Annotated in this window: 8 protein-coding genes; 3 read left to right on the top strand and 5 right to left on the bottom strand. The window is 45.3% G+C overall.

What is annotated here, in order from left to right:
* Positions 1–132 precede the first annotated feature (132 nt).
* On the top strand, positions 133–2,658 hold the full coding sequence (locus C9I43_RS15130; RefSeq protein WP_107884305.1) for a penicillin-binding protein 1A: 2,526 nt from the start codon (positions 133–135) through the stop codon (positions 2,656–2,658).
* Between the two features lie 112 nt (positions 2,659–2,770).
* On the opposite strand, the gene argH is transcribed toward C9I43_RS15130, so the two are convergent.
* The 5 genes from argH to argC form a co-directional block, all read right to left on the bottom strand.
* Entirely contained in the window at positions 2,771–4,138 is a 1,368-nt protein-coding gene (gene argH, locus C9I43_RS15135) for an argininosuccinate lyase (protein ID WP_107884307.1), read from the bottom strand.
* Between the two features lie 120 nt (positions 4,139–4,258).
* Complete coding sequence (locus tag C9I43_RS15140; RefSeq protein WP_006083550.1) at positions 4,259–5,497, bottom strand: argininosuccinate synthase; 1,239 nt, start codon at positions 5,495–5,497, stop codon at positions 4,259–4,261.
* Positions 5,498–5,556: 59 nt separating this feature from the next.
* Positions 5,557–6,462 (bottom strand): ornithine carbamoyltransferase, encoded by a 906-nt coding sequence (locus tag C9I43_RS15145; RefSeq protein ID WP_107884309.1) that lies wholly within the window; start codon positions 6,460–6,462, stop codon positions 5,557–5,559.
* Positions 6,463–6,474: 12 nt separating this feature from the next.
* The gene (gene argB / locus C9I43_RS15150) at positions 6,475–7,257 is read right to left on the bottom strand and encodes an acetylglutamate kinase (protein WP_011848138.1); all 783 of its coding nucleotides are present in this window, start codon (positions 7,255–7,257) and stop codon (positions 6,475–6,477) included.
* 31 nt (positions 7,258–7,288) lie between these two features.
* On the bottom strand, positions 7,289–8,269 hold the full coding sequence (gene argC / locus C9I43_RS15155; RefSeq protein ID WP_107884311.1) for an N-acetyl-gamma-glutamyl-phosphate reductase: 981 nt from the start codon (positions 8,267–8,269) through the stop codon (positions 7,289–7,291).
* Between the two features lie 614 nt (positions 8,270–8,883).
* Here argC and ppc point away from each other — a divergent pair.
* Positions 8,884–11,553 (top strand): phosphoenolpyruvate carboxylase, encoded by a 2,670-nt coding sequence (gene ppc, locus C9I43_RS15160; protein ID WP_107884313.1) that lies wholly within the window; start codon positions 8,884–8,886, stop codon positions 11,551–11,553.
* The gene (locus tag C9I43_RS15165; protein WP_107884315.1) at positions 11,553–12,095 is read left to right on the top strand and encodes a YceB family lipoprotein; all 543 of its coding nucleotides are present in this window, start codon (positions 11,553–11,555) and stop codon (positions 12,093–12,095) included. Before ppc ends, C9I43_RS15165 begins: the two co-directional genes overlap by 1 nt.
* The last annotated feature ends 83 nt before the right edge of the window (positions 12,096–12,178 follow it).

Consider the following 12,178-nt stretch of genomic DNA (forward strand, 5'->3'; position numbering starts at 1 on the left):
TTGTTATACGTACTTGTATAGAATGTTTCGTCATTTTACAAATGCTATTTCATAAGTCGAACTTTTTTACTTCACCAAGACGTATGCGCCTTATATACTGTTGCACTTAACGGGACATTAGGATCAATTTTGGTGAAGTGGTTAAAACGTATTGTCATAGCAATATTCAGTCTAGCCTTTCTGGGAATAGGCGCCATTGTGGTAGCTTACTTTTATGTTTTGCCAGATCTTCCTGATGTTTCAACGCTTAAAAATGTGCAGTTACAAACTCCACTCCGCATATACAGTAGTGACGGCAAACTAATTTCTCAATTTGGCGAGAAACGTCGTATCCCATTAAAATTGGATGAGGTTCCAAAACCGCTACTACAAGCCTTCATTGCCACTGAAGATTCGCGCTTTTATGAGCATGGTGGCATCGATCCTATTGGTGTACTTCGTGCCGCATTAGTGATGTTAACAACAGGTGAGAAAAAGCAGGGTGCCAGTACTATTACCATGCAGGTCGCGCGCAACTTCTTTTTAACTCGCGATAAAACAATTATTCGTAAAGTGAAGGAGATTTTCATCTCTTATCATATCGAAGAATTACTTACTAAAGATGAGATTTTAGAACTCTACGTCAATCGTATTTACTTAGGTCAACGCGCCTATGGTGTGGGGGCTGCTGCCCAAGTCTATTTTGGCAAAGATGTTAAAGATCTTACATTGTCAGAAATGAGTATGATCGCAGGTTTACCTAAAGCGCCTTCTACACTCAATCCTGTGACTTCACCTTCTCGTGCTGTCGCTCGCCGTAATGTAGTCCTAATGCGAATGAATGAAGTAGGCTACATTAGCCAAGCGGAATACCAAGCGGCGCTACAAGAACCCTTAATCGCTAAATATCATGGCGCTGAAATAGATCTGTATGCTCCGTATATTTCTGAAATGGCACGGGATTATATGGTGCAAAAGTATGGCGAAGAAGAAGCCTATACAAACGGCTATAACGTCTACACCACCATTTCATCGGATATACAACTGAAAGCCCAGCAAGCGTTACGCAATAACGTTTACGCCTATGACGAGCGCCATGGTTATCGTGGCCCTGCCGCAGTATTGTGGACGGATAAAAAACTGGATCTCGTTGAAATAAAAACTGAACTGGCTAAGGTTATTCCAGTACAAGAGCTCTACCCAGCTGCAGTAATTGGCATTGCTGATCAACAAGTTAACGTAATTACAGCCAAAGGCGAGACCAAAGTTATTGCTTGGAATGGCTTGAAGTGGGCACGTAAATTTATTAATGATAAACGTCAAGGCAGCCCCCCTAAATCAGCTGCGGACATACTCAAAGTGGGTGAGCGCATTTGGATCCGTGATAACGGTGAATATTTGCAGTTATCACAAGTGCCTGAAGTTGCCAGTGCAACTGTGTCTCTTGATCCACAAAATGGAGCCATTCGCTCGTTAGTCGGCGGATATAGCTTTAGCCAAAGCCAGTACAATCGCATTACGCAAGCAAAACGCCAATTGGGTTCAAACATTAAACCGTTTATCTATGCTGCCGCATTAGAAAAGGGCTTTACCTTAGCAACGCTGATCAACAATGCCCCGATTAATCAACCCGATATCAGCCAAGGCACTGCATGGCGCCCCAAAAACTCACCAGATATATATGGTGGTCCAACTCGTTTACGAGTGGGCTTAGCCCAGTCTATTAACGTGATGTCGGTACGAGCCATGCGCCATGTTGGGCTCGACGCCACTATTGCGCAATTAATTAAGTTTGGTTTTAACCCGAACGATTTACCTCGTAATGAATCCATCGCCTTAGGTTCATCCTCTGTCACGCCACTGCAAGTAGTTACCGCATTTAACGTGTTTGCCAATGGTGGTTTTTTAGTAGAGCCTTTCTATATTGACCGAGTCGAAGACGCCTACGCAAATGTTATTGAAAAAGCCAATCCAACCTTAGCCTGCAAACCTAGCTCAAACGTTAGCCAAGCGCTGGTATCAAGTAATCCAATGACATTTGGCGAAACAAGTACACAACCTAACGAACCTGTTGCCCAGTGTTTTGAGCAAACGGGTCGCTACGCACCGCAGATTATTTCAGAACAAACAGCCTTTTTAATTACCGAAGCATTGAAAAGCGTAATCTGGGGCGGGGGTGATTGGAGCCACGGAACAGGTTGGCAAGGCACTGCTTGGCGTGCGGCAAAACTGATTAAACGCCATGATATTGCAGGTAAAACAGGTACAACCAACGAATCTCGCGATACTTGGTTCAGTGGTTTTAGCCCTATTATCACTAGCACCTTCTGGGTAGGCTTTGACGATCACGGTCGTCAACTTGGCCGCACCGCATGGAATGCCAACGGCGAACCAGATCAAATAACGGGTGCAGAGGCGGGCGCTAAAACAGCAGGTCCTGGTTGGAACGAGTTTATGAATAGTGTATTAAAAGGCACGCCTGAAATTATCTTAGCTCCACCACAGGGTATAGTTTCAGTTCGTATTGATTTAGCTACGGGTAAGTTAACCCGTAAAACAGACTATACCAGTGCGTTTGAATACTTTATCTCGGGTACCGAACCCAAGGAATACACCAGTGAAACACAGGATGAAAACAGCCTGTTCATTGATGCCCCCGCCGATGATTTATTTCAATAAATAACTATTGGGTTAAATTTGATGGTTTAAACAACATTGATAAAAACTCATAAAAAACGCGACCATTGGTCGCGTTTTTTTATTAAGTTTACTTTATTTTTAATGGTTTATTTTAGCGCACTTTTTTGGCAGCAATAGCCTGCAGAATTTGCGGTAGTGCGGTGCCACCAAGCACATCGCGTTTTGCTAAACAGGCTTCAATGGTGAGGTTAGGATAAACGTCATCTTCAATGATGACGGCAAAGGTTTTTAACTCGGCCAAAGAGAATTCCTCCAGCGGAATTTGCTTCGCTATCGCGGCAACCACCACCTCACCCACAACGTGGTGGGCTTCACGGAAAGGCATGCCCTTAGACACCAAATAATCGGCCAACTCAGTTGAATTTGCATAACCTTGCTGCGCAGCTAACAGCGTATTAGGACGATTCACTTTCAGACCCGATAACACTAACGCCGCCATATCAAGGCAAATTGCCCAGCTATCAACCACATCAAACAGGCCTTCCTTATCTTCCTGCATATCTTTATTGTACGCCAACGGCAGCGCTTTCATGGTGGTAAGAATGCCCACTAAACTGCCATAAACTCGGCCGGTTTTACCGCGGATAAGCTCTAGTGCATCAGGATTTTTCTTTTGTGGCATCAGCGATGAACCCGAAGTCACTTCATCACTCAGAGAGATAAAGTTCGCTTCACCCGAGTTAAAGAAAATCAAATCTTCGGCCATACGGCTTAAATGCATCATGCTGATCGATGCCGTTGAACACAGTTCTACCACGTGATCTCTGTCTGACACACTGTCTAAACTATTGAGCGTCGGCGAGGCAAAGTTTAGCGCTGCAGCCAGTGCATGCCGATCCATTTTATAGGCTGTGCCAGCAAGGGCACCTGAACCTAATGGACAGGTGTTAGCGCGGGTTAACGCATCGGCTAAACGGCTAATATCGCGCTCAGTCATTTCCACATACGCTAAACACCAGTGGCCAAATGTTATTGGTTGGGCGCGCTGCAAGTGAGTGTAACCTGGCATAACAGCATCAAACTCACGTTCAGCTAACGCTAATAATTCAGCATGTAAGCTTTCAAGGCGCGCAAGTAATGCTGCGCCTTCGGATTGACACCAAAGCTTTAAATCGGTGGCTACTTGATCGTTACGGCTACGACCGGTGTGCAGTTTTTTACCGAGATCGCCCACTTTAGCAATCAAAGCAGACTCAACGAAACTATGGATATCTTCAGCGCCCGAAGCGAGAATAATCGCTGGGTCACCATTCACTTCCACCAGCAATTCATTGAGCGCTGTTTTTAAGTCACTGCATTCCGTTGCCGTAATAATACCAACACTGGCAATCGCATCAGCCCAAGCAATAGAACCGACCACATCCTGTTCAAACAGGCGATAATCCACAGGTAGCGAATCGTTGAATAATTTGAATAGTGCGCTCGTTTCACCCTGAAATCTTCCACCCCATAAAGCCATGCTAACTCCCCTTACTACTGCTGATTTGAAATCGACTCATTTACATCAAAAACTAAGTCTAAAAACTGCATCAAAATCTAGAAACAAAAAAGGGCGCTAGGCGCCCTTTTAAACGACCGATTATTTAGACTTAACGTCATTAGCGTTGAGTGCGCGGATGCGGCTCGCTAATGAGTACAGGCGTATAAAGCCTTCTGCATGTTTTTGATCGTAAACTTGATCTTCACCGAAGGTGGCAAACGCTTCAGAATACAAGCTGTTGGGTGAACGTTTCTTCACTGCCGTTGCTTGTCCTTTGTAGAGTTTAACCACCACTTCACCGTTAACTGACTCAGCCAATGATTCAGATGCTGCCAGCAGTGACTTACACAATGGCGTGAACCAACGGCCGTCATACACTAAATGCGCCATTTGTGCGGCAACTTGCTCACGCCAGTTACGGCTAGTTTTGTCGAGGACAAGTTCTTCAATCGCACGCAGTGCAGCGAACATCACAGTGCCGCCCGGTGTTTCGTAACAGCCACGAGACTTCATGCCGACTAAACGGTTTTCAGTGATGTCGATACGACCTACACCGTGCGGAGCAGCAATCGCGTTTAATGTCATCAGTGCAGCATAAGGCGTTAGCGCTTCACCATTCACTTTAGTGATACGGCCATGTTCCACTTCTAGCGACACATATTCAGGCTTGTTCGGTGCATCTTCAGGATCAGCTGTCAGAGTCCATACGCCTTTGCTTGGCTCGTTCCATGGATCTTCTAACTCACCACCTTCATGGGAAATATGGAAAGCGTTGGCATCACGGCTATAGATTTTAGTCGCTGATGCTGACGTTTTAATGTCACGCTCGGCTAAATAGGCCAGCAGATCTTCACGGCTCTGCATCGTCCATTCACGCCATGGAGCAATCACTTTTAAATCAGGCGCTAATGCCGCAAAGCAACCTTCGAAACGCACTTGATCGTTTCCTTTACCAGTACAACCGTGGCACAAAGCATCGGCGCCCACTTTACGGGCAACTTCAACCTGTGCTTTGGCAATAATTGGCCGTGCCATTGAAGTACCGAGCAAATAAGTACCTTCGTAAATCGCACCACTGGCAATTGTTGGGTAGATATATTCTTTAACGAACTCTTCTTTTAAATCGACGATATGGCATTCAGATGCACCAGATGCTAAGGCTTTTTCGGTCAAGCCCACCAGCTCTTCTTCGCCTTGGCCGACGTCGGCACAGAATGCGATAATTTCACAGTTATCGTAGTTTTCTTTTAACCAAGGAATAATGGCCGAGGTATCTAAGCCACCTGAATAGGCTAAAACCACTTTTTTCACGCCAGTATTTTTAATTTCGATAGACATCTTATATTCCTATACTCGTTTCTCATCAAAGAGAAATCAGGCTACTAAACAGGGTTAATTTAACTAAATAAGCTTACCAGTACCGCATTTTGGGCATGCATCCGATTTTCAGCTTGCTGCAGAATTAAGGAACCAGCACCATCCATTACTTCATCTGTTACCTCTACACCACGGTGAGCAGGCAAACAATGCATAAAGAAGTTAGCACCCGCTTTCGCCATTAATGCTTTGTTCACTTGAAAAGGAGCAAACTTAGCTTTGATATCCGCCAGCGGCGTAGGGTCACCCATTGAAATCCAAGTATCGGTATAAATAGCATCATGGCCTTCAATTGCTTCGATATCTGAGGTCAACACTATCTTGCCACCATATTGTTTAGCGAGTTCTTGCACTTCTGCTACTACGTAGCCATCAGGAAAGTGACCCGCAGGGCAGATCACTGTCATGGTAGCACCGAGAATCGCAGCGCCATACATCAGCGAATGGGTAACATTATTACCATCACCAACATAAGCTAATTTGGCCTTGCTAACATCCTCAAATTGCTCTGCCAGTGTTAAAAAATCGGCTAACGCTTGGCAAGGATGATAAAGATCTGACAAAGCATTAATCACAGGCACTGTGCCAAACTCGGCTAATTGTTCGATGGTAGTGTGCGAATAGGTTCTGGCCACAATTGCATCGGCCCAGCAAGACAGGTTAGCAGCAAAATCAGCTACCGATTCCCGTTGACCTAACTCACCATTTTGCTGGTCTAAATATAAACAGTGGCCACCAAGCTTATTAATACCGATATCAAAGCTAACGCGTGTTCTCAGTGAAGGTTTTTCAAATAACATCACCACACTTTTGCCTGCCAGCGCGTGGCGGTACTCCGCTGGATTGGCTTTAATCGTCTTTGCCAAAGCAATCAGATCGAGTAACTGCTGCTGGGTTAACTCTTTTATCGATAGTAAATGCTTCATAACCTACTCCATTTATGGTTGGATTTGTGTTCCTACGGCTTCACCTTTTGCTAATGCGATTAATTGGCTTGCATCACGCCACGAGGCAACTTGAACCGCCTGCCCCATCCACTGTGCAACTTCGAGCGCAGCTTCAACTTTGACCTTCATTCCCTTTTCGATCACACCTTGTTTAACAAGGTCTGCTATCTGCTTGCCATTTAAACTGTGAATGAGCTGGCCTTTACCATCAAGCACACCAGACACATCCGACAGCAGCACTAACTTGCCGCCCACTAATTTGGCTAAGGCCGTCGCAGCTTGGTCAGCATTGACGTTAAGCATTTGGCCATCGTCCATCATGGCGATAGAGCTACAAATCGGCATCCAACCTTGGGCGAGGATAAACTTAAGATAAGCGCCATCTTTTGGCGTCACTTCACCCACTAAGCCTAAACGTTCATCTTTAATCTTTGCCGAGACAGTATTGCCATCTGCGAGGCTCATGCCCACGCTCACAATACCCGCCTTGGTGGCTGCGCCTTGGAGGATCTTGTTCGAAGTGCCCGCAAGTGCGCCGGCAATAATCGGCATTTGCTCAGGAGGAGTCACCCGTAAACCTTCTAACTTGACGGTTTCCATGCCGTTTGCCGCTAACTGTTCATCCACCAAACAGCCGCCGCCATGTACCATCAACACTTGCTGACCATTGGCTAACATAGCTGCAGCCGTATCCATTAACCGCGCCATCCCCATTTCACACTGCAGCAGCGCGCCACCAACTTTAAGAACTAATACTGAGTTGTTTGTAGACATCTTGACGACTCTCTTAAATAAGGATGAACAATTAAAGGTTAAAATGAATCTTTATGCATTGCAGCGCTTGGCTGGCAGCACCTTTCATCAAATTATCGATTGCACTGGCGACCACTAAGTAACCGCTATTCTCATCAAACTTCCAGCCTAAGTGGCAGTTAGGTGTCAATACCACATCGTCCACTTTCGGGAACTGATTGTGCTTCACGGTGACCAATGGCGCATTGTCATACACACTATAAGCCGCTGCGACATCGGCTGTACTTGTACCTGGTTTTAGCTGCACGGTAATGGTCGCTAAAATGCCACGCTTAAAGTTGCCAAGGTGCGGGGTAAATATCACTTCTTGGCCAAGTTGAGTAGCAATCTCGGGTTGATGTCTGTGGCCTAATACGCCATAAGGTGTCAGGCTCACTTCACAAAAACTGGTGTGTAACTGCGCCTTACGACCCGCCCCCGTTACCCCGCTCACGGCATTGATCACCGGATACGCGGCGGTCAGTAAACTTGCCAGCGGTTTTAATGCAGTGAGTGATGCGGTTGGATAACAACCTGGTACGGCAATCATCTTAGTTGCCGCAATGTCTTTAGCGTTCCATTCGGCTAGGCCGTATACCGCTTTGGCTAACACTTCTGGATATTCATGCTCAAAGCCATACCACTTTGGATATTGCGCCGTATCGCTGAAACGATAAGCTCCGCTTAAATCGAATACCGCTAACCCTTGGCTATAAAACCAAGCCGCTAAATGTAAGCTCACTGAATGTTCAGTTGCTAATACCACAGCATCAGCTTCGGCAACGATTTTTGCCTTAGCGTCATCAGACAATGGCGACAGCGTTAATGCGATATGGCTATAGCTAGGGTACAAATCCGCTAAAGGCTTACCTTTATCAAGACTGTTTTCAGAAACATACAAACCCTGAATCGTTAGCGCAGGTTCTGCATGGATTAAAGCGGTGAGCTGTGCGCCCGTGTAACCACTAGCACCAATAATGGCAATATTTTTCATGTGTTTTTAACCGAATCAAAGGATATTAAACAATAGGTAAGTAGCCTACACGCAGCAGCGCATATCTATGATGACAAGATTATCGTCGCAGGAAATTGTTATGGATCGTTATTTTATTCACTGTCTGGTATTTGCTCTGAATCATGATATTTACTCTACAGGTCACAGAAGATGACTCATCTCTACTGTTGGCTAGACTACCATGGATATCTAATTATGCAATATATGTGAATATATATTTTTAATTTATTTTATGATTTACCGCAAATAATCTTACCTAACCTTAGTGCGTTAATTAACCTAACTCGTTAATAACACTGTTATCTGTAGCAAACCCGCCTCAAGTAACACCCATTCCATTAACAAAAAGAAAGAATGTAATAAAATTACAAATAATGCACTCCATATTCACTTACGCTAATTATCATAAAATATTGCGCCACCTCGCATTTATATTGAATATTTCTCAATAATTATGGCAATTGGTTGAATATTAGATAAGTCAGTCGTATAAGTTATAGGTTCTCCTGTTGACCGCGGGCCTAAGTGATAGGTATTGTGCTAACGGGCTAAATATAATGCGGAATTTTAATGTTTTTTTATTCGGAGTAACTATGGTTGTAACTAAGGCTGACAATGTGACCGATATGTATGCGTCATTAAGATCAAACGTGAGTATGTTGGGGCAAATTCTCGGTGATACGATGCGCACTCACCTCGGAGATTCTTTTCTCGAGAAGGTCGAACAAATCCGTAAGCTTGCCAAAGATTCACGCCGGGGAGATCAAGCAGCAAGAGAGCAGATGCTTGAGTTACTCACAGCGTTACCCGATGAAGAACTCGTTCCATTTGCAAAAGCCTTCAATCAGTTTCTTAATTTGGCTAACTTATCAGAGCAATTTCATACCATTAGTCGCGACTGTGACGAGCTAGTGTGTGTGCCCGATCCCGTAGAGCAGCTATTAGGTCGCATGCTCAATGGCAGTGTTGACCAGACAAAAATACTCGATTGCCTTAAAACACTGGATATTGATCTGGTGCTGACTGCACACCCTACTGAGATTTCCCGCCGCACTCTCATTCAAAAATATGCTGCTATAGTCGATTGCCTCGCAGAGCAAGAGAACGACCAATTATTAGATAGAGAACGTCAGCAGGTTAATTTGCGCTTACGACAATTGATTGCTCAGATCTGGCATACCAATGAAATCCGCCGCGAACGTCCTACACCAGTCGATGAAGCCCGCTGGGGATTATCTACAATTGAAGAATCACTCTGGCATGCGGTGCCCGACTTTTTAAGACAACTCAACGACCAAGTACAACAACGTACTGGTCAGCAATTGCCGATTGATATCGCACCGGTGCGTTTTTCAAGTTGGATGGGCGGCGATCGCGACGGTAATCCGTTTGTCACGGCAAAAGTGACTCAAGAGGTGCTCGACCGCAACCGCCACGCCGCCGCCAGATTATTCTTAAAAGATATCGTCCTATTAGTGGGCGAATTATCAATGGAAGAAGCTAATGATGAGTTAAAGGCTTACGCCAACAACTGCTGCGAACCTTATCGTTACGTACTGCGCGATTTACGCCAAAAACTGCGTGATACCATAGATTATTTAAATGCACGTATTGAAGGCTATAACCCTGAGGTCGATAAATCGAGCCTGATCTGGCAAGAAGGTGATCTTAAAGTACCACTAGAAATGCTCTACAAGAGTTTGACCGACTGTGGTATGCGCTTAATTGCCAATGGCTTATTACTCGATATCCTCCGTCGTCTCGCCTGCTTTGGCATTCACATGCTCAGGCTCGATATTCGCCAAGATGCCAGCCGGCACAGCGACGTACTCGCCGAGTTAACTCGTTATCTCGGTATGGGTGATTTCAATCATTGGGACGAAACCGAAAAACAAGCATTCCTATTACGTGAACTCAGTAATCGTCGCCCACTGCTACCAAGTAATTGGCAACCTTCTGATGACGTGGCAGAAGTACTTAATACCTGCCGTTTAATCGCCAAACACCCTGCTAAGGCACTCGGTTCCTATGTGATTTCAATGGCAGGTAAACCATCAGATGTATTAACGGTTTTACTGTTACTTAAAGAAACAGGCTGCTCGTATCCTATGCGTGTAGTACCGTTATTTGAAACCCTAAGCGATTTAAATAATGCAGCAGCATGTATTACCGATTTACTCGATATAGACTGGTATCGTGGCTATACCAAAGGCATGCAAGAGGTAATGATCGGTTACTCTGACTCGGCTAAAGACGCCGGCGTTATGGCTGCAGCTTGGGCGCAGTATCGTGCTCAAGAGCAATTAGTCGCCGTCTGTAAACAAGCTGGCGTTAAGCTTACTTTGTTCCATGGGCGTGGTGGCAGTATTGGTCGCGGCGGTGGTCCAGCACACAAAGCGATTTTGTCGCAGCCTCCAGGATCCGTTGATGGTCGTATTCGCGTGACAGAACAGGGCGAAATGATCCGCTTTAAATTTGGCTTGCCAAAACTTGCGGTGCAAAGTCTAGCCTTATATACCTCTGCCGTATTAGAGGCAACACTGCTACCACCACCGGAGCCAAAGCAACAATGGCGTGACTGTTTGGAGCGCCTTGCTGAGGAATCGGTGAGTGCTTACCGCGGTATAGTGCGCGACGAACCTGATTTTGTGGCCTATTTTAGGGCGGCAACACCAGAAGTTGAGTTAGGAAAACTACCATTGGGTAGCCGTCCAGCCAAACGTCGTGTCGATGGTGGCATTGAAAGCCTACGCGCGATACCATGGATATTTGCCTGGTCACAAAACCGACTAATGCTGCCTGCATGGCTCGGCGCTGGTGAAGCGTTACAAGGCGCCAGTGAGCGCGGGGAAATGGGGTTACTGCAAGAGATGGAACAAGAATGGCCCTTCTTTAGTACCCGAATTTCAATGCTAGAGATGGTCTACGCCAAAGCAGAACCTAACTTAGCGCGCTACTATGAAACCTGCTTAGTACCGACAGAATTGCATCACCTAGGCGAAACCTTGCGCCAACGGTTAGATCTTGGAATTAAAGTCGTGCTCGAACTGACAAAATCAGATAGTTTAATGGCGCATACACCATGGAATCGCGAATCAGTGAAGCTGCGAAACCCGTATATTGATCCCTTAAACTTCTTACAAACCGAGCTATTAGCACGAACACGTAAGGAAACAACTGAAACACCCGCATCTGAACATGTGCAATTAGCATTAATGCTAACTATTGCCGGTGTGGCAGCGGGGATGAGAAACACTGGTTAATGAAAAAACTTTCCCGCACAATTTGCTTGGGACTAACTGTACTGCTTGGCGGCTGCGCCTCTCAGTACAGCATCACCGAGCGCGAAATGGAGCAGTATCTCAGCAAAGAGATCCATTTTGAGGTAAAACAAGGCAATCAACTCGTTGGCATTGATGTGCTTATTAACGATATCAGCGTCAAACTGGGTCAGAAGCCTGACACAATGAGCATAAGTGCTTCAACAAAAGTATCGATCAATAACCCGATATTTCCTTTAAGCGCAAAACTCACCACAACTTTTGAGGCAAAACCTTGGTATGACAGTGCAACGCACAGTATCTATCTGCGTCAGCTCGAATTAGTCAAAGTGGAATCAACGCCAAAAGACATTGAAAAGGCGATGAGTTCGGCGACACCACAGGTAATGGGTTATCTAAGGCAATTCTTAGAAAACCAACCCGTTTACGTACTTGATACGAAAGATAGTAATCAAGCACTGATGGCCAAGATGGCTGAAAGCATTCAAGTTGCTCCAGGCAAATTAGTGCTTAAATTTAAATAAGTCGCGTTTAAACTAAGTAATCGAGTCTCAATAAAAATGCTCCCTCGGGAGCATTTTTTGTTAATACATTTAAACTAACGCAA

The organism is Shewanella morhuae (assembly GCF_003028295.1).
Taxonomy (GTDB): Bacteria; Pseudomonadota; Gammaproteobacteria; order Enterobacterales; family Shewanellaceae; genus Shewanella; species Shewanella morhuae.